Source organism: Levilactobacillus bambusae (assembly GCF_003124125.1).
In the GTDB taxonomy this organism is placed as follows: domain Bacteria; phylum Bacillota; class Bacilli; order Lactobacillales; family Lactobacillaceae; genus Levilactobacillus; species Levilactobacillus bambusae.
Window position 1 is genome coordinate 350,068 of sequence record NZ_QCXQ01000002.1, and the last position, 23,295, is coordinate 373,362.

Annotated in this window: 26 protein-coding genes; 10 read left to right on the forward strand and 16 right to left on the reverse strand. The window is 47.8% G+C overall.

The window, feature by feature from the left end:
* Positions 1-13 precede the first annotated feature (13 nt).
* Positions 14-700 (reverse strand): potassium channel family protein, encoded by a 687-nt coding sequence (locus DCM90_RS04485; protein WP_109250143.1) that lies wholly within the window; start codon positions 698-700, stop codon positions 14-16.
* Positions 693-2,030 (reverse strand): TrkH family potassium uptake protein, encoded by a 1,338-nt coding sequence (locus tag DCM90_RS04490; RefSeq protein WP_109250144.1) that lies wholly within the window; start codon positions 2,028-2,030, stop codon positions 693-695. The genes DCM90_RS04485 and DCM90_RS04490 overlap by 8 nt, the downstream gene beginning before the upstream one ends.
* A 151-nt stretch (positions 2,031-2,181) precedes the next feature.
* Here DCM90_RS04490 and DCM90_RS04495 point away from each other — a divergent pair, with 151 nt between their 5' ends.
* Both DCM90_RS04495 and DCM90_RS04500 read left to right on the forward strand, forming a co-directional pair.
* Positions 2,182-2,370, forward strand: coding sequence for a hypothetical protein (locus tag DCM90_RS04495; protein WP_109250145.1), 189 nt, complete (start codon positions 2,182-2,184; stop codon positions 2,368-2,370).
* A 16-nt stretch (positions 2,371-2,386) separates the two neighbouring features.
* A complete protein-coding gene (locus DCM90_RS04500; protein WP_109250146.1) occupies positions 2,387-3,217 on the forward strand; it encodes a methylenetetrahydrofolate reductase in 831 nt (276 codons plus the stop codon).
* 19 nt (positions 3,218-3,236) lie between these two features.
* Here the strand turns inward: DCM90_RS04500 and DCM90_RS04505 are convergent, their stop codons facing one another.
* The 4 genes from DCM90_RS04505 to lepB all read right to left on the reverse strand — a co-directional run bounded on the left by DCM90_RS04505 (position 3,237) and on the right by lepB (position 6,514).
* Positions 3,237-4,172: an alpha/beta hydrolase gene (locus tag DCM90_RS04505; protein WP_109250147.1), complete on the reverse strand. Its 936-nt coding sequence runs from the start codon at positions 4,170-4,172 to the stop codon at positions 3,237-3,239.
* A 4-nt stretch (positions 4,173-4,176) separates the two neighbouring features.
* Positions 4,177-5,055, reverse strand: a complete 879-nt coding sequence (locus DCM90_RS04510) for a DegV family protein (RefSeq protein WP_109250148.1) — start codon at positions 5,053-5,055, stop codon at positions 4,177-4,179.
* Positions 5,039-5,578 carry a DUF1836 domain-containing protein gene (locus DCM90_RS04515; protein WP_109250149.1) on the reverse strand — a complete coding sequence of 180 codons (540 nt, stop codon included), beginning with the start codon at positions 5,576-5,578 and terminating at the stop codon, positions 5,039-5,041. Before DCM90_RS04515 ends, DCM90_RS04510 begins: the two co-directional genes overlap by 17 nt.
* 333 nt (positions 5,579-5,911) lie before the next feature.
* Positions 5,912-6,514 carry a signal peptidase I gene (gene lepB / locus DCM90_RS04520; RefSeq protein WP_109250150.1) on the reverse strand — a complete coding sequence of 201 codons (603 nt, stop codon included), beginning with the start codon at positions 6,512-6,514 and terminating at the stop codon, positions 5,912-5,914.
* 169 nt (positions 6,515-6,683) lie between these two features.
* On the opposite strand from lepB, the gene DCM90_RS04525 reads away from it, so the two are divergent.
* The 3 genes from DCM90_RS04525 to DCM90_RS04535 all read left to right on the forward strand — a co-directional run bounded on the left by DCM90_RS04525 (position 6,684) and on the right by DCM90_RS04535 (position 10,059).
* A complete protein-coding gene (locus tag DCM90_RS04525; RefSeq protein ID WP_109250151.1) occupies positions 6,684-7,394 on the forward strand; it encodes a glycosyltransferase family 2 protein in 711 nt (236 codons plus the stop codon).
* A gap of 16 nt (positions 7,395-7,410) precedes the next feature.
* A complete protein-coding gene (locus DCM90_RS04530) occupies positions 7,411-9,177 on the forward strand; it encodes an ABC1 kinase family protein (protein ID WP_109250152.1) in 1,767 nt (588 codons plus the stop codon).
* A 414-nt stretch (positions 9,178-9,591) separates the two neighbouring features.
* Positions 9,592-10,059, forward strand: a complete 468-nt coding sequence (locus tag DCM90_RS04535) for a GNAT family N-acetyltransferase (RefSeq protein WP_109250153.1) — start codon at positions 9,592-9,594, stop codon at positions 10,057-10,059.
* 145 nt (positions 10,060-10,204) lie between these two features.
* On the opposite strand, the gene DCM90_RS04540 is transcribed toward DCM90_RS04535, so the two are convergent.
* The 3 genes from DCM90_RS04540 to DCM90_RS04550 all read right to left on the reverse strand — a co-directional run bounded on the left by DCM90_RS04540 (position 10,205) and on the right by DCM90_RS04550 (position 11,940).
* On the reverse strand, positions 10,205-10,741 hold the full coding sequence (locus DCM90_RS04540; protein WP_109250154.1) for a GNAT family N-acetyltransferase: 537 nt from the start codon (positions 10,739-10,741) through the stop codon (positions 10,205-10,207).
* Positions 10,741-11,490 (reverse strand): glucose 1-dehydrogenase, encoded by a 750-nt coding sequence (locus DCM90_RS04545; protein WP_109250155.1) that lies wholly within the window; start codon positions 11,488-11,490, stop codon positions 10,741-10,743. The genes DCM90_RS04540 and DCM90_RS04545 overlap by 1 nt, the downstream gene beginning before the upstream one ends.
* Before the next feature lie 69 nt (positions 11,491-11,559).
* Positions 11,560-11,940 (reverse strand): hypothetical protein, encoded by a 381-nt coding sequence (locus DCM90_RS04550; protein WP_109250156.1) that lies wholly within the window; start codon positions 11,938-11,940, stop codon positions 11,560-11,562.
* A 329-nt stretch (positions 11,941-12,269) separates the two neighbouring features.
* Between DCM90_RS04550 and DCM90_RS04555 the strand changes: the two genes are divergently transcribed.
* Positions 12,270-12,773, forward strand: a complete 504-nt coding sequence (locus DCM90_RS04555) for a VOC family protein (RefSeq protein WP_109250157.1) — start codon at positions 12,270-12,272, stop codon at positions 12,771-12,773.
* A 73-nt stretch (positions 12,774-12,846) separates the two neighbouring features.
* Positions 12,847-13,842, forward strand: a complete 996-nt coding sequence (locus DCM90_RS04560; RefSeq protein ID WP_109250158.1) for an aldo/keto reductase — start codon at positions 12,847-12,849, stop codon at positions 13,840-13,842.
* 56 nt (positions 13,843-13,898) lie between these two features.
* Here DCM90_RS04560 and DCM90_RS04565 read toward each other — a convergent pair whose 3' ends face one another.
* From DCM90_RS04565 to DCM90_RS04575, 4 genes are all read right to left on the reverse strand, one after another.
* Positions 13,899-14,453, reverse strand: a complete 555-nt coding sequence (locus DCM90_RS04565) for a hypothetical protein (RefSeq protein WP_165815207.1) — start codon at positions 14,451-14,453, stop codon at positions 13,899-13,901.
* Positions 14,454-14,572: 119 nt separating this feature from the next.
* Positions 14,573-14,749 carry a hypothetical protein gene (locus DCM90_RS09980; protein ID WP_165815208.1) on the reverse strand — a complete coding sequence of 59 codons (177 nt, stop codon included), beginning with the start codon at positions 14,747-14,749 and terminating at the stop codon, positions 14,573-14,575.
* 95 nt (positions 14,750-14,844) lie between these two features.
* Positions 14,845-17,436, reverse strand: a complete 2,592-nt coding sequence (locus DCM90_RS04570; protein ID WP_109250535.1) for an ABC transporter permease — start codon at positions 17,434-17,436, stop codon at positions 14,845-14,847.
* 9 nt (positions 17,437-17,445) lie between these two features.
* Positions 17,446-18,150 (reverse strand): ABC transporter ATP-binding protein, encoded by a 705-nt coding sequence (locus DCM90_RS04575; protein WP_109250160.1) that lies wholly within the window; start codon positions 18,148-18,150, stop codon positions 17,446-17,448.
* 132 nt (positions 18,151-18,282) lie between these two features.
* Here DCM90_RS04575 and DCM90_RS04580 point away from each other — a divergent pair, with 132 nt between their 5' ends.
* Complete coding sequence (locus DCM90_RS04580; RefSeq protein ID WP_109250161.1) at positions 18,283-18,921, forward strand: TetR/AcrR family transcriptional regulator; 639 nt, start codon at positions 18,283-18,285, stop codon at positions 18,919-18,921.
* Positions 18,922-19,070: 149 nt separating this feature from the next.
* Positions 19,071-19,757, forward strand: coding sequence for a GH25 family lysozyme (locus tag DCM90_RS04585; RefSeq protein WP_109250162.1), 687 nt, complete (start codon positions 19,071-19,073; stop codon positions 19,755-19,757).
* Between the two features lie 57 nt (positions 19,758-19,814).
* On the opposite strand, the gene DCM90_RS04590 is transcribed toward DCM90_RS04585, so the two are convergent.
* Positions 19,815-20,363, reverse strand: a complete 549-nt coding sequence (locus DCM90_RS04590; protein WP_165815209.1) for a GNAT family N-acetyltransferase — start codon at positions 20,361-20,363, stop codon at positions 19,815-19,817.
* Positions 20,364-20,472: 109 nt separating this feature from the next.
* Here DCM90_RS04590 and DCM90_RS04595 point away from each other — a divergent pair, with 109 nt between their 5' ends.
* Positions 20,473-21,120 (forward strand): NAD(P)H-binding protein, encoded by a 648-nt coding sequence (locus DCM90_RS04595; protein ID WP_109250164.1) that lies wholly within the window; start codon positions 20,473-20,475, stop codon positions 21,118-21,120.
* Between the two features lie 75 nt (positions 21,121-21,195).
* Here DCM90_RS04595 and DCM90_RS04600 read toward each other — a convergent pair whose 3' ends face one another.
* Both DCM90_RS04600 and DCM90_RS04605 read right to left on the reverse strand, forming a co-directional pair.
* Complete coding sequence (locus DCM90_RS04600; RefSeq protein ID WP_109250165.1) at positions 21,196-21,630, reverse strand: universal stress protein; 435 nt, start codon at positions 21,628-21,630, stop codon at positions 21,196-21,198.
* Between the two features lie 16 nt (positions 21,631-21,646).
* A complete protein-coding gene (locus tag DCM90_RS04605) occupies positions 21,647-23,239 on the reverse strand; it encodes an Nramp family divalent metal transporter (RefSeq protein WP_109250166.1) in 1,593 nt (530 codons plus the stop codon).
* Positions 23,240-23,295: the final 56 nt, after the last annotated feature.

Sequence of the window (23,295 nt, forward strand, 5' to 3'; positions counted from 1 at the left end):
TCAAAGTCTCATTCTAAGCTTTAACGGCCGTTCCAGCAACCTCGTTGAAATTATCGACATCAATCGTTTTACCCACGACCGTAATGGTATCATCGAGCGCAATCTGCGTTTGTTTCGACGGCGAGACCGTCACCTGATCATGATGACTAATGGCAATCACCGTCACGTGATAGCGTTCTAATAGGTTAAGCTGGGATAACGACTGGCCCAATAAATCGGGATTTTCAACCCGCACATCAGACAGCGAAACATCCTTGTTTAGCATGAGGTAATGTAAAATATTAGGTTCGAGAACCCGATCAGCAACCCGCTGGCCCATATCAACTTCGGGCTGAACCACGTGGTCTGCCCCCACCCGGTTTAACACCCGGGCGTGTAACGGTGATTCAGCCTTACAGATCACATCTTTAGCCCCCAGTTCTTTAACGATAAGGGTGGCCATGATACTGGCCTGCATATTTTGACCGATACAAATAAAAACGTGGTCAAAACTACCAAGGGCCAAATTATTCATTGCGGTTTCATCCGTGGCATCCGCAATCACCGCTTGCGTTACCATCGGCGCATAGGTATTAACCTGGGTTTCATTAATATCAATTGCCAAAACATCTTGGCCGCGATCCGTTAGCGTTTTACAAACACTTCCGCCGAATAGTCCCAGCCCGATCACCGCATAATTATTTGATGGTTTTTTAGCCAATTAACACACTCTCCTCTGGGTATCGATAACCGTCGTTTGGATGGTTAGAATTTAGGATGGCGTACATAACAGTGTACAAGCCAACCCGACCAATAAACATCATGACCATAATAATCCCCTGACCTAAAAGGGTTAAGTGGGACGTCAATCCTAAGGTGGCCCCGGTTGTTCCAAACGCCGTTAAGACCTCGAACATAATGTACTCCAATCCCTCATTTTTCGGAATGGTTTCAGTCGCTGCCATGACAATTACCGCTGTTACAACGAGGGCCAACGCGACAAAGAACAGGGTCATGGCCCGAGCGACGTTTTCTCTGGTAAACCGCCGGTGAGCAAAGGTAGCGTCCTGTCTGCCACTTAGGGTGGCAAAACCTTGCAAAACCAATACTCCCAGCGTCGTGGTCTTAATTCCGCCCGCAGTCGATCCGGGGGTTCCCCCGATGAACATCAGGAGCATCGTAAAGGCGATCCCCGCCATCGAAAGGTGACCGTAAGGCATCGTATCAAATCCAGCCGTCCGGGGAGTAACCGCCAAAAACAGGGTATTGACGATCCGCTGAAACGGCGTCAATCCGCTCATTTGATGAACGTTTTGCTCCGTTAATAAGTAAACCACGAAACTAAAGACTAATAAAAATCCTGACGTTGATAACGCCAATTTAGTATGTAGGGTCAAGTGATGACGTTCCCGGTAGAGGAGAAGATCCTCCAGCACGAGGAACCCAAACGAACCGGCTAAAATTAACAGCATAATCACAATTAAGACGTAGGGGTCACTGGCAAATCCTTCCAAACTATTGCCAAAAAGATCGAATCCAGCGTTACAAAACGCGGAAATGGCGTGAAAGAAACTATACCATATTCCGGTTAGCCAGCCGTAACGGGGAACAAAATCAATGGCTAATAACGCTGCCCCGACCAGTTGGACCCCCACCGACATACTCACAATCCATCGAATCAACCCAATCTGGGATAGACTTTCAAGGCTAAGAGCCTGCTGGGCCATCAACTGCGCCGAAAGATTAACGTGGTGCCGGGTTGACATGAATAAGAGAACCACAAAGGTCATAAACCCCAGTCCCCCAACCTCAATGAGTGCTAAAATAACGATCTGCCCAAACAAAGACCAGTGGGCCGCGGTATTAACAACGGTCAGCCCTGTCACACAGGTCGCAGACGTTGCCGTAAAAAGTGCCTGCATAAACGTCGTCTGCGTTCCCGCAGCAAACGGAAGCAACAGCAATCCCGTTCCAATTAAAATAATGCCAATAAAGCCTAACGTCAGCCCCTGAGCCAGGGTGAACCGATGCGGGGTTAATATTTTAAACATCTGACGACCCTTCCTTCTACCTTCCTATTTTACAAAACCCGCTTATGAATCTCAACGACAAGCTTTCAAGCCCTTCGGCTAGCATATTTCCCAATTTCAGTTAAGATAAGCTTAAACCATTAAATGCTGAATAACAAAGGAGGAGAAAATGATGGATGCCCACGATGGATTAAAACACCTCCAGGACTTAGTCGGTCAAGGCAAGTACAAGGATGCCCGCGAATTCTTAAAAACGCACCACGACGATCTAGGCGACTTCTATGCGCAAGCCACGGATCTACTAGACGGTGACGCAACGGAAATTATTGCTGCACTCGAAAAAATGAAGAATAACGATTAAGGGAGTTAATTTGAACATGCCAACAACATCATTTTCACTTGAAATCGTTCCCCCCAGTCGTCCCGAAGCCATTTCCGCCTACCAAGAAATGTTAGTGGAACTACCTGCCTTAGCACCTGAATCAGTGGCGGTTACCTTAGGAGCCGGTCAAGCTGAAACAACTAAGGAGGCAAGCTTAACAGCCCTCGGGATTATTCAAAATCAGCTGATGCTGCCGGCGGTGGCTCACCTGCCGGGGCTATACGAAACCAAGGCGTCCATTAGCCAGTTCCTGGATGAGCTCGCAAGTCGCCGGGTAACTAAAGTGATGGCACTACGGGGCGAAGTTCAGCCCGAAAAGGCCATTGGCGATTTTCCCCACGCGAGTGATTTGGCAAACTTTATCAATCGGTTTGGGTCCTTTGATATCGTTGGGGCTAGTTATCCCGCTCGGCATCCCGAATCTTCCAGTTGGGTGGCCGAACTGCTGGGGCTGCAGCACAAGGTTGATGCCGGAATGAGTCAGTTAATCACGCAGGTTTTCTTTGACAACCAGATTTACGATAACTTCATTCACCGGATTCGTCAGGCCGGCATTAACATTCCCGTTACCGTTGGGGTTATGCCGCTATTAAGCCAGCACCTTGTGGATAACCTCACCCATAATATGGGCATTCCGTTATCCCACCGGGTCAATCAGCTAATAACGAAGTATGGTAATGATCCCCAGGCGTTTCGGCAAGCTGGAATTCAGTATGCCATCGATCAGATCAACGAATTGCTGGCAATGGGTGTCGAGGGAATCCACCTCTTTACCATGAACGATGCAGATGCGACAAAACAAATAAAGTCAGCGACTTTCGGATAGAAGGTCGCTGACTTTATTTTTACAAAAATTTCCCCAGGAAACGATCAACCTTATGGGTATAGGTCTTCGGTTGATACATGTAGGATTGAGCGTGGCCCGCTTTCTTAACGACCCAAATCTGTTTATAGCCCTGAGTGGCTTTGTAGTTTTGGTAGACCATCTTGGTGGGAACAAACTGATCATTTCCCCCGTGAATGAAAAATACCGGCAACTGGTTTTTTGACAGCGCGGTCGTTGATTTTGCATCCATGAAATTATAGTGGATGTGCATGGCCGCCACTAACTCTGCGGCGTTAAGCAGGGGGAACTTAGGCAAGTGGAAGTAGTGATTCAACTCATACCCCAGTTCATCGCCAACCCCACTGTAACCGCAGTCCTCAACCACGGCCTTAACTTGCGATGGCAGCTTTTCTCCCGCCGTCATCATAACGGTTGCGCCTCCCATTGACACACCAAATAACGCGATTTTACTCTTTGACCCGTTTCTTGCAATTACCTGTTTGGTCCACTTCACGTAATCTAACCGATCCGACCAGCCAAACGTAATATATTTTCCCTGACTTTTACCCGAAGCCCGATCATCGGGTGCGAGTACGTTATACCCCAAATTATGAAACATATGAATGTACTGTGCCATGTCTTCTTTTTGGTTCATATACCCGTGGGCCACCACAATGGTTTTATCGGTGGTCCGCTTGGCCGGCACGTACACGGCATCTAACTTAAGGTGGTCGGTAGCGGACGTTTCCGTCCACGTCTGCTTCTTAACGGAAGCCAGCCACCTCTTATTTTTGGCCGTTAGTTCATCGCTCTTGGTCGATTTTTTAGACAGTTGCTTTGGCACCGGCTCAAAAGCAAAATGAAACATGTAATACGCTCCGCCCGTGAGCCCCACGCAAACGAGCAGAACGAGGCTAATTAGAATTCCAATTAACCCTTTTTTTCTTCGTGTCACACCATCACTCTTCTCCAATTTCGTCTAACACTTGAACGACGATCCCCACGAGACCTGGCCCTGTATGCACCCCTAACGCTGGTGAAATATCACCCGTATAGAGGTGTTCAGCAGTGGGATACTGGTCCACCAACTGATCGGCAATCTTGGTCGCTAGCGGCCGATTAGCCCCATCTGCCACGGCTAAGTTAAAGCGGTTAGCCGACCCGATTTGATCTTCCACCAGTTGCCTCATTTGTTTCAGGGTTCGTTTTTCTCCCCGACCCTTGGCTGCTGAGTAAAAACCGCCATCGGCATCGGTTGAAATCACGGGCCGAATATCTAAGACAGAACCCGCAAGCCCGGCCATTTTGCCAATTCGTCCGCCCTTAGCCAGGTAACTCAGCGTTGGAACGTAAACAAACACGTGCGTCTGGGGAATAATCCGATCGAGTTCTTCCAAAATAGCTGAGTACTCCCACCCCGCTTCAATTAGTTGGGCAGCGTAGATCGCAACTAGTCCGCTTCCAATGCCAATGTTCTTCGTATCCACAACGGTAACGTCTAACTCGTCATGCATCTGGGCAATCAACCGAATTTCCTGGTTCGTTCCCGATAGCGCCGAAGAAATGGTAACCACAATCACGTGGTCATACCCACTGGCAGCCACCCGGTCAAACGCGTTATCGATCACCTTACCGGTGGGACTGGCCGTCATCGGAATCTCGGTTTCTAACCGCTGATAAAATTGCTCGGGCGAAATCGTTATCCGATCTTGGTAGACCCGATCCCGAAAACTAATGGTCATTGGAATTAAGACCATATCGTACTTAGCCATTAAATCATCTGGAACATCAGAACACGAATCTACAATCACAGCAATTCGATTAGACTTGTTCACCATCCTGTTGCTCCTCCTTAATGTTCATTAAGAGAACGTGCGTCGTAATCCGAAAGAGACTACTTTGGACGGACATCTTTTGAACCTGGTAGGCCGCTGAATCAGTGGGTTCAATTGTGATTGACAGATTAACGGGAACCGTTAACCGCTCAAATTGACTGTTGAACAGCTCAATAAACCGGTCGTAGGCCTCGCTTACTCGAACGTCATCCATTTCAGCTTCGAACGCGCGACCGATCGCAGCCAGCGTAAAGGTATTCTTCATCAACCCAATGACAAACAATTCCCCAATCTGCAGTTTCTCGTAGCGTTTTCGAACTGGTTTTGTAATAAAGCCTTTTTTAATGTAATTCGCCACCATTGCGGCGGTCAGTGGTTCCACCGGCAGCGGAGCAAGTGTCTCGTTGATCAAGCCGATGACCTGTTCTTGATGAAGTGGAATAGTCGGCAGTTCCGCCCATAACGGTAAATGAAGTCGCCGTAACGGCTCAAGCAATGCCGTCTGTTGGAGCAAATCTTGTGGCAAACGTAACCCTTCCTTCTTTCAATTTCAAATTATTATAACTCATCAATCTAGTTTTGAAAACCAGATAAATGAATTATTATAATTTATTCGGGCAAAAAGGCGATGCCGGGACATAAGTCCGCTTCGCTCAGCAGACACAAATCTGCAACTTGCCACGAAGTCCCACATCCCAAATGCGGATGCCTTCGTGCCAGTAGTTACGTGACATTAGTCAAGCCAAATCAAAATAGGAATCATCCCAAAACACGAACACAGAACGTTCGTCTTACGGGATGATCCCTATTTTGCCAGATTTAGACGACTAATGTTACAGCCTCGCCTGGTTAAAACCTATTATTTACTTGGATCGAAATGGTTGACCTTAGCAGCGTCGCTTTCCCAGAAACCGACTTTGGCAACCCCGATAATTTTATCTTCGGGAACGTACCCCCAGTATCGACTATCGTAAGAAACACTCCGGTGGTCCCCCATGACAAAGACCTTGTTCTTCGGAACCTTAGTCACCCCAACGTCCCGTTTCCAGTGTTGTTCCTTGCTAAGTGAAGCCAGATCAAAGGCCCCGGTTACTGACGTGGTTCCCGCCTTACGTTCCGTTTGGCTGATGTAAGACTGCGACTGCAGCTTATCGTTGACGTATAACTTGCCATCCGTCGTGTAACGAACGGTATCGCCAGGTAAGGCAATGACCCGCTTAACGAATTGCGTGTTGGTTCCTTGGTTTGGCGCCACATCGTGGGCATTAAAAATAATCACGGAACCCCGCTTAACCTTGGACTGCTTAAAGACGTACATATGCTCAGACGACTGCAAGTTTGGCTGCATGGATGTTCCGTCCACGTTCACGGGGGTCACCCAGAAGGTTTTAATGGCAAGTGCCAACAGTATCCCCACTACAATGGGAATGACCCAGGAAAGTATTGACTTAAGTTTATTCACAATTAATCACCTGTTAGTTTATTTTGTTCACCTGCTAAAAGTATAGCATTTTCCCTTGCTAATGTCGCTCAATGCGCTACAACCTTAAGTTTTAATCGACAAGACAGCATCCTGGGCTGACTTCGGGTATACTAAAGGAAGTGTAACTATGGATACAGGAGGTCTTGTCATGGAAAACCCAATCTTCTCTGTGATCATTCCGGTCTATAACCTAGAGGACCATTTGGCCCAGTGCCTGCGCAGTTTGCAGCATCAAACAGTTTCAAACTTCGAGGTCTTAATCATCGACGATTGTTCCACCGATCAAAGTTGTGCAGTCATTGAATCTTGCATTAACCAGGATCCCCGGTTCTCGTTGAAAAAGCGGTCTACTAACCACGGTGTCTCCGCTGCCCGAAACATTGGCCTAGACAACGCCCGCGGAACATACATCTGCTTTGTCGATGGTGATGACTGGCTTGAACCCGATTTTTTAAGCCAGTTCTTAGCCGCCTTTCACCAGGCCGAACCAACGGAACTGGCCATTTCGGGCCACTACGGTTATTTATCGGTACCCGGCCGCAACCGGGACTACAACCAGCACGCTCTGCTTTCTTCCATTAACTTCGGAATCGTGGGCGGGTTCGTGTGGAATAAGTGCTTTTTAAAACGCATTATTGATGATCACCACTTACGGTTTAACGAGAAATTTACGTTCTTAGAGGATCAGCTTTTCTCCTTCGAGTATGCGGTCCACATTAAAAATGCTCACTACAACCACCACAAAACCTATCACTACCGGTGGCAGTCGAACACCGAGTGGAAGCGCATGGGGTTTGAGTTCTTTTCGGCCCGCAAACGACTTAACCAAAAGTTAAAGAGTGAGGGCATAAAATACTAGGAGGGGGTAATCGGTTATGACAGAGTTAAATTTTAACGGGCTGCCCCCGGTGGAAATTACCGGACGTGAGAAGCGGGCCCGGTTCAAGCAAATCATCAGTATTTTCCGCCGGTATAACGTGTTAACCAACCTCGCCAGACAAAAGCATCCGGAACAGGTTCGGCAAGCGTTCGAAGAGCTCGGACCGACCTTCATTAAAGCTGGCCAGATTTTATCGTCACGACCGGATATCGTTTCCCCCGCCTATATTAATGAACTAAAAAAGCTGCAGGATCACGTTCAAACGGATAATTTTTTAACCGTTCGGCAAACCATTGAAACGGCCACTGGCAAACCAATCGCAGCCATGTACGCCAGTTTCGATGAAACCCCGTTCGCCTCGGCCTCCATGGGTCAGACCCATCACGCTCGGCTTAAAAGCGGTCAGGACGTCGTGGTTAAGGTCCAGCATCCCGGGATTGAAAAGGAGGTCGCCCTCGATATTTCGCTCTTTGAAGAGGCCCTGCCCCTCCTCAAACTCATCCCGGAGGCGCGCGTCGTCAACCTGCAAAACCTCGTCACCGAACTAAAAAATTCCATGTTTACCGAAATGAATACGAAAAACGAGATGACTAACGGTGAACGGTTTTATAACCTGAATAACGGTGACGACCTGATTACCGTTCCCCGTGTGTACCCGGGCCTCTGCGCTGAAAAGGTGTTAGTCAACGAATTCATGCCCGGCAAAAGTATTAAGCATCTCTTAGACCGGGTCGAACACGCTAACCAAGTCGCGGATCACGAACTTGATCCCGCCCGGCACAAAATTGCTAAAACCATTGTCACGAACTTTATGAAACAGGTCTTCGTTGACGGATTCTTCCACGCTGATCTGCACCCCGGAAACATTCTGGTTCATGAGTTAGATCCCGGAGAAGACGGCTATTTAACAGCCCAGACGGGCCACGGTACCTACCAAGTCGGGGATGATGTTCCACTCCAAACCGACAACCAACTGCCTGATTACCGGTTAGTCTACTTGGACTTTGGAATGATGGGCACCATTAGTCAGGGTCTGCGCAACAACCTGGCTAACGTCATTGTTGCGGTTGCTTCACAAGATACCCGGGCAATTGGTCGCAACCTGCTCGCAATCTCCACGCGGACGGGTCCCGTTAACGAAGAGGAGTTTTACAGTGAACTGGGACCATTTTTAGAGCCCTACTATAACTCTGGACTAGGTGAAATTGACTTTCAAAATCTCATTTTCAGTATCGTCCGTGTTTGCCGGGACAATAATATTCAACTTAATTCCGATATCACCATGCTGATTCGGGCCTTTGGGGTAATTGAAGGAATTGTTCAGGTTCTCGACCCTGATTTGTCGATGATTGAAGTTGCCCAACCCTTCGCTAAGCGTTACATGAACGAGCAGTTCAATCCCAAACAAGTTCTAAGCCAAACGGCCCTAGCCTGGTATAAAAGCGCTGAAAACGCCCCAAAGGTAGTCACAAAGCTGTCGAATGTCCTGTCACTCTTGGAAAACGGCGGGACCCGGCTGAACGTTAACTTTCCCCACCGGGTGGAGCTGCTGCGATCCGCGGAATCCATGGTTAACCGGTTAGTGACAGCGCTTATCTTAGCCGCCCTCATTATTGGGTCCTCCCTACTCGTCCAAAGTCACCCCGAAAACGCCTTTATTACTGACATTGGTATGGCGGGCTACTTGATCTCCTTTTTAATCATCGCCGGAATGCTGATTTCCGGAATTATTCGGTGGATTAAAACCCGACACGATCGTTAATTTGTTTATAAAAAGGATAATAAATTTCTAATTTTTGTGAAGCGATTGCAAATCTTAATGGAGCGCGGTTCCGCGCTTTTTTAGGTTTCAAGCGGAAAATTTCACAAGTAATTTTGGCTTGTTAAATAGGTTGACATCAGTTTAAAACGGAGTATATTACTTACTGTTGGTCAAATGAAGATCGTGATTGACGCTATTAATACATACCGGTTAATGCTTCATAGTCTCTCATGTTGACCTTTGAATTAGGTTCGCCATTGCTGGCGGATGTCTAATCTAACCCGCACCGTTACTACCAACCAAAGTTCATGGCAGATGGACGATATTGTAACACCGCCAGCCAAGATTAGACCCCTTAACTGAAAATCCGACTGCAATAGACAGCGAACGAATTTATTGAAGAGGTGATCAGGTATGGAATGGAAAGTAAAGGATTTTGACGATTTCACTGCCCGCGAATGGTATGCGGTAACGCAAGTTCGCGAATCTGTCTACATCGTAGAACAGGAACGGATATATCCGGAACTCGATGGTGTAGATCTAGAAGCCAAACATCTTTTAGGCATTGATGGTGATGGTAAAATTGCCACCTATGCTCGTATTTACGAAACCGAACACGGCGTCTCATTCGGCCGGGTTCTCGTTTCACCTGATTTTCGTGGAAAAGGTCTCAGCAAACAACTTGTTGCACACATCCTTCAAGTCATTGCCCGTGACTACCCCGACAAAGACATTGTGATTGATGCCCAGGAATACATTCAGCGACTCTACGCTAGCTTCGGCTTTGAAGCCATTAGCGGAGTTCACGAACACATTGGGACACCACACGTTACGATGCGCCTTGCCGCGGCTGACAACCCAGAAATTGTCAACGCTCGGTAGCCAAAAAGGTGCCCAATCAAGCATATGCTTGATTGGGCACCTTTTTTATTAGTTAGGTTCCAAGCCTCAACTCTTTCCGGTTAACCCAAGCAGCAAATAATACTAAAGCCCAGTATTTTTTGCTGCTTACGTTAATCCTCGAGAGTTAACGAGGCTTTCCACACCCTAGCCCTATTAAATCATAGGCCAGCCGCAGATCATCCGGATGGTGATTCATTTGAACGATCCCACAGTAGGTAAATCCCGCTTTTAAAATAATATGCTGCATCCGTCGATTCATCTCATGTGTATCAATCCGCACCGTCTTAAATCCAAGGCGAACGGCCTCCGAGACCAGTAGCGCAAAGAAGAAATCAGCTAAATGCAGGCCGTGGAACTCCCCCGAAATCGCAATTCGGTGGATAACAGCGTAGGGTCCGTCAGAATGCCACCGGCCCTCAATATTCTCATAGTTGGGGTCTGGTTGCTGCATTAATGCAGCGGTACCTGCAACGTGTCCGTCAACGACTAAAACATAGCTGATACCGGCCTGTTGATCCCGTTCCAACTGTTGGCGGTCTGGATGACCATCCTGCCACTGCGGGCTGCCATCACGTTTTAATAGTGCCTTCGCTTCATTAATAATAGCCATTTGGGTTGGTAAATCATCTGACGTGGCTAACCGACAGTAAATTGATGCCATTAAGCCCGCTGAGCCCCATCAATCGTGAATTCTGCGCCATCGGCAAACTTAGATTCATCGCTGCCCAAGAAGACACAGACTTCACCAATGTCCTTGGGTTCGCCCATGTGACCAACTGGAATGGTCTTCACCACTGCTTCACGCATGTTGTCCGGAATAATTGCGGTATCAATCCAGCCGGGGTGGACGGAGTTAACCCGAATGTCAATGTGACGTTGGGCCAAGTTCAAGGCCGTCGCATGGGTTAACAAACGGGTCCCCCCCTTGCTAGCCGAGTATTCTGGTACGGATGGCAACCCGATTAATCCCGCAACCGAAGAGATGTTAATGATTGATCCCTTACTATCGTTGTGGGCCTTCATGGTCTTAATCGCAAATTTTTCGCCTAAGAAGTTCCCGGTTAAGTTAATGTCAATAACCTTTTGCCAGTCTTCCAATGAAAGGTCTTCAATGGGCCCTGATTGGCCACCAATTCCGGCATTGTTAACCATAATATCTAACTTGCCGAATTTAGCGATTGTGGCATCCATGACCTTTTTCCAGTCGTCTTCCTTTGAGACGTCCTGTTGAACGAATAGGGCGTTATCTTCGCCAAACTTATTAACGGCATCCTGGCCGCCTTCCACGTTATGGTTGGCCGTCAAAACAACTTTAGCGCCTTCAGCAACGTAACATTCAGCGATTCCAAGTCCAATCCCGGCAACCCCGCCAGTAATTACCGCAACTTTATCCTTTAATCGATTTGTCATGTGATCCACTCCTTCATCCATTGATGGGTCAAGCGTAGCATGAAACCCCCACCAATTCAATTGATTGAATTAGGGTGAAGTCAGGTCGGCCAGTTTCAGGTATTCCTCACTTCCGTTTTCTCCTTGCTTCACCAACCCATTAGCTTCCAACCGGTCAAACACCAGTGGCAATACCGGCAAAATTCGGTCGCTCACCGCATCCGCTAGTTCCGGCCGTTCGGTTTTTTGGTCGGCAATCCAGGTCGCCAGTTCGGATAACGTGACCGTTTCGCCCACCAAAAGCGTATCAAAATAAACCACAATAAACCCGGCTTCTAAGGGGGCCAGATACGGTTGATCCTCGTGGGATTTAAAATCCATTCCCGATACGTAAGGACCCAACCGCCGCCAACCGTCCATTGCAAGGGCCTGCCGGTGTTTAAACCCGGTAAGCCACTCCAAATGAGTCATCGTTAACCCCTCCCCTTCAGGTTCTCATTTAAAATTTTCTCTTCGTACTGAGTATAAATGATTGCGTCTTGGAATTACACCGATTAGAATAAGGGGTGAGTATAAGTGATCCCCACTTCACTTACACTCTTCATCAACCTCTCCTAAGGACGCCATCATCGACGTCCATATCCACGAGACTGTGCTATCTTAAGGGCCAGTCTCTTTTTTAGCCCTAATTTTTAAATTTTACTTTTCCTGTTTACGTCTAAAGCATTATTGGTTATTATATGTAGAATAGGTATAAACAATTTAGACCATTCTATAAAATGAATGAGAGGAGAAACAGTATGAATCGGATCACAACGCCCATGATATATTTTGATGGAGACGCCCGTGACGCCATCTCTTTTTACATGAGTGCCCTCGACTTTCAGATGGTCTTCATTGAAACCTTCTCGAACTACCACTTTCACGATCCTAGCTTCCCTCTCAACCCCGCGGATCGAAATAAAATTGCCTACGCCGTCTTAACCGCGGATGGCAACAGTGGCAATGGCGATGGCATCATCGTTGCTGACCGAACTATTGATGAGGGGCTTGAAGATGGTAGCGGAGCCGTTGAACTGAACTTACAGGTCAATAACCGGCGGGAAGTCTTACATATCGAAAATAAGTTTCTGGCGGATGACCGCACCCAAATTATTGATGACCTCTATCCAACCGCTTACTCCAGTAGTATCGTCCGCCTGATGGATCCCTTTGGAATTACCTGGCGGATTATGAGTAACGACCGGGTATCACCCTTTAATTGGTTTGCTGGGAGTAACCGCCGGCCCAAAAATAAACCCTAATTTTTTCGAATTGTGCTTTGCCTTTTTCACATACCCTCAGTATACTGAGGGTATGTGAAGGAGGTTTTTTATTATGGTATACGTTGCAGCAGACAATCGTTATGAACAACTCCCAATAAGGCGGGCTGGCCACACTGGCATGCAGCTCCCCCTCTTTTCACTGGGACTCTGGCGCAATTTTGGCAGCGAGGCAGATTACGATAACTCCCGCCAAACCGTTTTAACCGCGTTTGACCACGGGATTTTCAGCTTTGATCTCGCTAATAATTACGGACCCAAACCCGGGTCCGCTGAAGAAACGTTCGGTCAGATCATGAGCCATGATCTTCGGCCCTACCGCGATGAACTCGTCGTTTCCACCAAGGCTGGTTTCCCTATGTGGCCCGGTCCTTACGGTAGTGGGGGTGGCACCCGGAAATATCTGATGAACAGTCTGGACCAAAGTTTGACCCGGCTCCATATGGACTACGTTGATATTTTTTACAGCCACCGGCCAGACCCGGACACGGCGTTTGAAGAAACGGCGGAAGCCTTGGCGGACATCGTTCGAAGCGGCAAGGCCCTCTATATCGGAATTTCCAACTACGATACCGATCAAACGAAGGCCATGGTCAACCTGCTCAAGGAACGTCGGGTTCCCTTTGTCCTCAACCAGTTCTCTTACAACATGCTAAATCAGGAAGCTGAAACCACCGGGCTGTTAGATACCCTAGCTCAAGAAGACGCCGGCTTAATCGCCTACGGACCACTTGCTGAAGGGTTGCTTTCCGACCGTTACTTGGATGGCATCCCATCTGACTTCCCGGTTCACCGGACCAATAAACGGCTCTTTGAAAACGGGTCAGACGCCCTCGTTAAAAAGCTGAACCAGTTAAACGACTTAGCTAAGAACCGGGGCCAAAGCCTTTCGCAACTTGCTGAGGCCTGGTTGTTAAAGAGCCACACCGTTACCAGTATCATCCTAGGAACTTCACACACCAACCACCTGTTAGACGACTTAAAGGCCGTAAATAACCTCGACCTGAGCCAAGACGAACTAACGGAAATTAACCACATTATTAACGACTAACTAAAGAAACCGAGTTGCCATCATCATCGATCGGCTAACCCGGTTTTTTCGATGCCTTAAATCCGATTAATGGCATCATCTGCTGCATGGTAACTCTTTCCGGTCTGTTTCATGAACTGCCCGTAACTTCCCGTGGGATCACCTACTTGATACCGATAGGTCTTCATTGCCTTCATAAATTTCTGGGCGTTCCGGTAAGTTTTTTGGTCAACGGGGGTGAGATTGACCTTCATTGTCTTCATGGCTTCCTCGCACCGAGCCCGGTTCCTGGCCTCCTTATCTGTTGTACCGTTGGCTTTTAACGCCATTTTCTCCGCCCGGTAAGCGGCTGTGAGAGTCCGATACTCCTTCCCGCTAACGGTAATGAGTTGGTGGTTTTTCAGCTGCTTTCTCATCTTAATTGTACTTGTCCCGAGTTGGTTCGAGTAGTCTAAGTATCGGATGCCATACTTTTTAAATTGCATTTGTGCGGTTCTAAACCGGTTCCTTTTGGGGGTCATCTGCGTTTCTTGACGGGTTGGTGTCGTTCGTTGCCAAAAATTATGAATCCCAAATGCACCACCAATAATAAGCACCAGTGCGATTCCAAAAAGAATTCCCTTCTTCATCAAACTTTCATCCCCCTAAAGTAGTCATCCCTATTCTACCAAACTTCCTGTGTTTCTGACGCTAGACAACAAAATCGGGCCGCTAAACTTTGGTTGTTCACCATCGTTTAGCGGCTCGATTTTTACCGTCTGACTAATTCTACCACTGCAATAATTGCCCCCACGACAATGCAGGCAATGGCGCCACCAAGGACGATAGACGATACCTTTAGCGCCTCCATCGACATGAGTTGTTCGCTTAATAGGCCGAGCAAAATTCCTACCGCCCCAATTCCTAACGGCCACCGAAATCGATTCATAACTACGGCCTCCCTATTTTCTCAATAGTCTTAGTATACGAGAAAACGGGATGGGGTGTTGGAATCATGCACCGAATTTAAGAAGAACTTTGGTTTTAGTCCACCGACTTTAAGGCCCCGAGCATATCAATCCGGCGAATTTGTTTTGCCATCACAACCATCACCAGAACTAAAAACAGCAGGGTAATGACCGTTGACACCATGAAATTAGCGGGGTGGAGGGATAATTGCGCCATGGCCATTTCGGGTGGTAACACCGTCATAATGTAGGCGTGCAACCAATCCCCTAGACCGTAACCAATCAAAATCCCGACTAGGGTTAAGATAATCGTTTCCCTGAAGATGTACAGGTCAACTTCATTTGGATAAAAGCCTAAGACCTTTAACGTCGCTAACTCGCGAATCCGTTCCGATACGTTGACGTAGGTCAAGGTAAACAGAACCACAAACGCCAAGACGGATGACGCCACAATCAGGATCAAAACCACCTGATTTAAGCCCGTTAACACGGTTTCAATCATTTGTTTGGCGTCGTTGGATTCCACTACGGTTTCGGAAGCCGACTGGCGGGTTAATCGTCGGGCCATCTGGTTAATTGTGGCCGACCGGCGGTTCTTCAGCTGAATCATCTGGGCGTTAGGGACGAATTTCTGGTCAAAAATCCGGCGATATTCATGCGGCCCCATCACGAGATCATGGCCCATGTACATTTCCGCAATCCCAGCGACCTTAACGTGGTAGGCATGCCCCGTAGCTGATTTGAACGTGAAGGTATCGCCTTGTTTGAGGTTAAACAGTTTCGCCAGCTTCTGCGTCACAATCACCCCATTTTGCGGAATGGTTAACTGACGGTGAGTGGTGGCCGAACGAAGCGACAGCTGTTGACTAAACTGCTGCTCATTTTGGGGAACTAAAAGTGAAATGCTTTGATTATCAAGCAGGGTCGAATTTTTAGCGGTCACCGTTTCCGTATATAGACCGGTCGATCGTTTAACCTGACTCGATTTTTGAGCCGTCTTAAGGTACTGATCCTTAGCCGAGCTATCGGGATTATAGACCCCAATCAAATCATAATGGACGATATCACGGTATTGAACCGTCACAATGTTATTGAGTGAATCCCGAATCCCAAAGGCCGTAATCAATAGAGCAACGCAGGCCGCCACCCCGGATAGCGTCATCAGCATCCGACCCTTATACCGGAAGAGGTTCCGAGCGGTTACCTTGTGGGAAAAGGAGAGGCGCCGCCAAAACCAAGTCCACCGTTCCAATAAAATTCGTGAGCCACCCTTCGGCGGTTTCGGCAGCATGAGTTGGGCGGCCTGCTCCTTCAGTGCCGGATAAGCACTCGACCAAATGGCAGCCAAAATGCAGCCCAGAGCCAACAGACCGGCAACTCCGATGACGCCCCAGTGAGTCTGCAATTGGAGCGAACCGTAGTTAAAGTCCGCCGTGTAGGCCCGGTAAATCGCCCGCGGTAAGAAGGTGCTCCCTAGGTAGGCCCCGACAACGGTTCCCAGGACGGCGCTCAAAATTCCGTAGGTCAAAAAGGAAAAGACTGATTCTGATTTAGAGTACCCCAGGGCCCGGAACGTGCCCATTTCCGTGCGTTTCTCGGCAACCATGTGCTGCATGGTCGTGAAGCAGACCAGAATGGCTACCGCAAAGAAGAAGATGGGAAAACTGTCTGATAAAACGTCAACCCGTTGGGCGTTGGCCCCCATCGCACTGTATCCCGCATTATAGTCATTCCGACTCTTAATGGGGTAGGTAATCGCCCGAATGCTTTGGCGTTGTGATGTCGCTGATTTCAGACCCTTCTGAAGCTGCTTGATCTGTTGATTTTTGGCTGGTTGTTGCCCCGCTAACGTTAGCTGCTGCGTCAGCAGAGTTAACTGCGTTTGCCCCTGTTTAACCTGTTGATTCACGTCAGACAGTAACTGATTTCGGCGCAGCTTAGCCCGATGGTTCAAAAAGGGCTGAATTTCTGTAATTTGGTGATTAACACCGTCTTCATAGGTCTTAGAGTATGCCTGCCCCGTGACGGGCTTAAAGTTCACGCGAGCTAAGTTCGGGGTTTGGGACGTAAAACTACCCTTAGGAACGACAGCAAACGTTGTGAGCTGCCCCGTCGAAAGACTGGTTGTCCCCAGGTTCTCCTTCCGGGTAAACTCACTTGACTTGACGAATCCCGTTACCTTAAACCGGCGTTGTGCTAGTCGTGCCGGCTTGCTGTTCTTCGTTTTACCGTCTAGCGTAATCGTTTGGCCCACCCGATAAGTCTTTTCCAGCTGGGTTCCAAGCGCAATTTCATTTTGCTTTTTGGGGAGGTGACCCGAGACCACCGTTACCGTGGACAATGTTTTAGGGGTTGAGAGGACCCGAACCGCCCGGCCCTTAAGTTGGACATCCGTCATTTGACCAAATCGCACCGTCTTCACGCTGCTTCTTTGCCGGATTGCCTTCTGATCGGCCCCTGTAAAGCCGACTGGTGAGGTTATTTGAGCGTCCGCCAGATTCTCCTTTTGGTATTCAGAAATGGCCGTTTCCCGCATGTCGGGCCCAGTTGATTTAAGGCCGACAATCACGAAAACCCCCAGCCCAAGTAGAATTGCAATGGAAAAAAACCTGGCCAGTGAACCCTTAAGTTCACGCCACGTATTGAGTAAAAGCAATCTTTTCGTCATTTTCATCGCCTACCATTCCAATGTTTCAACGGATACGGGATGGGCATTGAAGGACTCTTCCTTGATCTTTCCGTCCACAATTTCTAAGACGTGATCCGCCATCGGTTTAATCAACCCGTTGTGCGTCACGATGATCGCATTCTTTCCCGACTGATGGGCAAAGTCCTGAATCAACTTTAAGACGTGCTTCCCCGTTTGGTAGTCCAAAGCCCCAGTCGGCTCGTCACATAACAGCAGGAGTGGATTCTTCGCAATTGCCCGCGCAATGGCAACCCGCTGCTGTTCGCCCCCGGAAAGCTGGGCCGGAAAGTTATTTAACCGCTCTCCCAGCCCGACGTTTTGCAATGTTGTGACGGGATCCAAAGCATCAGGGGCAATTTCAGACGCCAACTGAACGTTTTCAACGGCAGTCAAATTAGGCACCAAGTTATAAAATTGAAACACAAAACCAATTTCATGCCGCCGGTACGTCGTGAGCTGCCGGTTAGTAGCGTGGGATAAATCTTGGCCAGCTACGACTACCTGACCGCTTGTAGCGGTGTCCATGCCGCCTAAAATATCCAGGAGCGTCGATTTCCCGGCCCCCGATTCCCCCACAATAATGGTCAATTCGCCCTTGGGAATCGTGAAACTGATGTCCTTGTTAGCCGTGACCGCGTTTTCGCCGCTTCCGTAAGTCTTCGTCAAATCCTTAACTACAATAAAATCACTCATTCTTTCACCTCATTAACTCAGTCTTTACCCACTAGGATAAAACCGGGAGCGGGGTAAAAACAATCATCAAAAAGCAACAAAGTGTTGCATTAAAAAATAAATTTGGCAAAATGAAGTAAAGGAGTGGTGACAATGGCCCCCAATAATCGGAAAGTCGAAAAAACTCAAGCGGCAATTCAAGCCGCCCTCATCCAGATCATCGATACCCAGGGGTTAAACAAACTCACCGTGGCAGGAATTACCCATCTAGCGCACATCAACCGAAGTACGTTTTATCATCACTACATTGATAAATATGATCTCGTTGAAAAAACGGAGCAGGGCTACCTTACCCTACTGAATGACTCACTTGATCGTTACCTCACTGAACCCCTCAACCTCTTAGTCCTTGATTCAATGAACAGCGACCGGCTAACCCACCTGATCCTTCAAATGACCACCTATATTGATCAGGGGCAAAATTTTGATTTAGCGCGGGTTCTCACCGGGCCTAAGGGCGATCCCGCATTTGTGGTCGAGATTAAGACGATGATCCAACGGCACTTAGCCCTGCCCATGGAAACCCAAACTCCGGAGGGTGTTCCGGCTAGTTTTATTCAGGACTACATCCTCGATGGCATCCTGAGTATCGTTTTAACCTGGTTGCAATCGGTCCCCCGTTTACCCGTCACGACCGTCACTAATATGCTGCTGATCACCCGGTTCCAATCAACTTCCAGCATTCTGGCCCGTTTGCAAGCTAACCAAAAGCCCCACAAAAATCAGGGTTAAACGGGTCCGTCATGTTTTCATAATCTTTCACTGGATTTTGAAACAATGTTGTAAATTGGTCGTTACCGGTTTGCCACACAAACATGGCATACTATCCCTCGTTGCTTATTTATATTATGAATTAATCAAATAGGGGGATTTTTATCTTAATGAAATTATCAATCCGTAACACCTTCGTAGGTTTTGCTACCGCCTTGACTTTAACTGCCGTTGGTTTCAACACCACAACGGAAAACGCCGAAGCTGCATCCTATAAAAAGTCTGCGGACGTTTCAGAGTTCCAGGGGGATATTAACTGGAAAAAGGCTGCCAAGCAGCTTGATTTTGTCATTACTCGGGTTCAAGCTGGTAACCCAGGGGATACCAACTACCACTATGATACGAAGTCCAAGGAAAACGCCAAGGGTGCCCGCGATAACGGGCTACCATTAGGTCAATATGAATACTCACAATTTACGAGCGTTAAAGACGCTAAGCAGGAAGCCAAAAGTTTCTATCAGCACGCCGATAAAAATGCAAAATTCTACGTTTTAGATAACGAAAGTCGGTCGACCGATAACGGAAGTGAACGTGACTTCGTTAAGGCCTGGGCCGCTCAAATGAAGAAATTAACTGACAAACCGCTGGTCTACTACTCCAGCGAAAGCTTTGCCAAGGATAACAACATTGATACGAGTGCCTTTAACGGTAACTGGATCGCAAACTACTCCGAAAAGCCCAGCAGCAAGACTGATCTGTGGCAGTATAGTAGCGAGGGAACCGTTGATGGAATTGACGGTAACGTCGATATGGATACCACGCTAAACACTAAGACGGTTAACAGCTGGTTCAAGTAATCAAAAAATAAAAAAGGTCACAATAGTTCCCTCATGGGAAGCATTGTGACCCTTTTTTTATTGGACCTTACTCCAAATGACGTCATCGACGAAATCGCCTTGGAAGTACCGGTGATTTCTCAAAACGCCCTCTTCTTGCATCCCAACGTGTTGAAGCACGCGTCCTGATGCAGCATTGCGTACATCGTATCGGCCTTGCACCCGAACTAGCTTCAGTTCATTCATTCCTAAGTCTAACACACACTGGGCCGCCTCCGACGCGTATCCCTGGTGCCAAAAATCACGGTTAATTAAATAACCAATTTCCCCCGAAACATTGTAATCATCAACTTGAAGTTCCACGTAACCAATCAATTGATGGGTCGCCTTTAACTCGACTCCCCACTTCCCCGCTGGATCATCCACAAAATAGCTTGAGATCATCCGTAAGACTGGTTCCTGTGACGGATACGGTAAAAAACTGTATTGCACGGTTTCCGGGTCGCTTGCAAACTGATAAAAATCAGCGACGTCCCGTTCCGAAATGGTCACCGGCCGTAAAATCAACCGATCCGTTTCTAATTCCGTAAAGTGTAGCAACGTGGTTCTTAATGGTTGTGATTTCATATTTTCCTCCCCCTTTGATTCCATTGTACCCCGGTTTGAAACCAAATTGCGTGCGTTTTCTAAAAAAATTGACTATTCTAAGGTAATAAGACGAATGGAGGTTTTTTTCATGAAAATATTTGTGATTGGCGCACATGGTCAGGTCGGTCAGCTGCTGACTCAAAAGCTGGCTCACCTCGGTAATGACGTCTATGCTGGCATTCGAAAGGCTGATGAAGCGGGAACCATTGAAAAGTTAGGCGGCATTCCCGTTCAGTTTGATCTCATGGGATCCATTCAGCAAATGGCAACCACCATTGCTGGGACCGGCGCCCAGGCGATTATTTTTACTGCGGGTTCCGGTGGTAGCACGGACGGGGACGCGACCCTCAACATTGACTTAGACGGTGCCGTACGAAGCATGGAAGCAGCAGAACTTGACGGCATCAAGCGCTACCTGATTGTTAGTGCCATGGGGACCGACGACCGGGAGTTCTGGGAAAAATCGGGCATCCGTTCCTACTACGTTGCCAAGTACTACGCCGACCAGTGGTTAATGCACCGTACCGACCTGGAATACACCATTCTGCGGCCCGGGATTTTAACCAACGACGCCCCAACGGATAAGATTGAAGTGGATCCAGCTCCGGACGCTGATAAACACGTCACGAGAAGCGACGTGGCCTCCGTAGCTGCAGCAGCCCTCAACGATCCTAACACAATTGGTAAAATCATTACGTTTGCTAACGGGAACGTTCCAATTAGCGAACTCATCTAATTGAAATTAGTAACTTAAAGGGGCCTACCCAAAATGGAAATTTCCATCTTGGGCAGGCCCTTTCTAATTAATCGACTATTTCCGAATCACCATGACGGATATCGGAGCATATTTTGACATATAAGCGGCTTGACTTCCCAACCGTTTTGAAATGCCGGTTTTTGATTCGGAGCCAATGACAAGCAGATCGGGTTGGATGTGGGGAATGACTTCCTTCACGATGGTTTCGCCTGCGTTCCCTTCGGCAACCACGGTGCTAACCTTCTTAACCCCAGCCTCCTCGGCTTGTTTTTGGTAGCTTTGGACGTGTTCAACTAAATCATCACGTTTACCATGAATATAGTCATCATCCAAAACCTGAAACACATTCATCTCGTCGTTTTCTAGTACCGATACAATGACTAATTCGATATCATCGCGGATTGCCCGATGAATCGCATATTTAAACGCTAGAATTGCATCTTCTGAATCATCGACACCGACTAAAACTCTCTTAAAGTATGGTTCCATCTTCTCCACTCCTCATCTACTTAGCGTCTTCGTCCAACGTAGCAGCAATCTCGGCCTCGTGCCGTTTATTGCCCCGGTACAGTTCGATAATGGTCCAAGCTAACAAGGCCAAGACAAGTACAATCAAAACGTACGCAATGTGATCCGCAGTCGCCAGTTCATTCGTCGTTGGATTAGCGCCAAAAAATCCTTCAATGGATCTTGGTAGACCAATCATATTAAGGTAGGTTAATCCGATGACAGAAATCCACCCAAGCGCCTTAACCCAAGTTGAGTTTTTAAACCGGTCCCCCATTTCTACTGAACTATCCGTCATCATTAGTAATGGTAGCATTGAAAAGGGTAGGGCAAAGGCCAAGAAGACCTGAGAGTTATTCATTAAGTCATTTAAAGCTCGGTGTTCATCAATGGTACTCTGGCCACTCGTCATTGCTACACAGATAAGAACAGGGACCACGGAGATTAACCGGGTCACTAAACGGCGGAGCCAAAGCGGCATCTTCATGTGGACGAAACCTTCCATGATTACCTGCCCGGTAAGGGTTCCAGTAATCGTTGAGTTTTGTCCGGATGCCAATAGGGCAACGGCAAATAGCGTTGAAAGGGCTCCTGATTTAGCTACCGAAATTAACACTGGGTTGCTTAGCATACTGCTGTCAGATAGGGCCTTATACAACCCAAAGAACGACGGATCATCGACGGATCCCGTCTTAAATACGGCAACCCCCATAACCAGAAGCAACGCATTAACAACGAATGCTGCTGATAATTGAATATTTGAATCCCACGTTGTAAAGCGAACGTTTTGAGCCACTTCATCTTCGTTGTTGTGGTCAATATCACGAGTTTGTGAAATTGCGGAGTGCAGGTAAAGGTTATGCGGCATAACCGTGGCCCCAATGATCCCGAGGGCCCCGGATAATGGGGTGTCACCGGCAACCACGGGGTGAGAAGCAAACGTGCCAGCGGTTGGAATAAAGCCCTTCATCATTTCTGAGATGTTAGGGTTAGATAGGGAAACCTGGTAAACGAAAACCAGTAGGATCACAATAATTAAACAAACCACAATGGCTTCAATCTTCCGGAACCCAATCTTCGTTAATAATAGCAAGACCAAAACATCTAACACGGTAATAAAGACTGCAATCATGAGCGGGATTCCGAATAACAGGTACAAGGCAATGGCCGCCCCGATAACTTCAGCAATATCCGTTGCCATAATGGCCAGCTCGGTCAGCAACCAGAGAATAATCCCTAACGTCTTACTCGTCCGGGCCCGAATCGCTTGAGCCAAATCCATTTGTGTCACAATGCCCAGTTTAGCTGCCATGTATTGTAACAACATCGCGATTAAACTCGACATTAAGATCACTGACATGAGGAGGTAGCCAAAATCTTGACCACCCGTAATGGAAGTCGACCAGTTACCTGGATCCATGTACCCCACTGCGACTAATGCCCCGGGGCCAGAGTAAGCAAGTAATGTCCGCCAGAACCCCTTCCCCTGCGGAACCTTAACCGTTCCGTTAATTTCTTCGAGTGAGCGCCCGTTCGCATATGAAATCAGCTTATGGGAACGGTGCTTGTTCGTATCATTTCTATCTGCCATGAAATGACCTCCTTCTACTTTTGAACAACCGAATTATAGCCCAATTATTGGCCTTT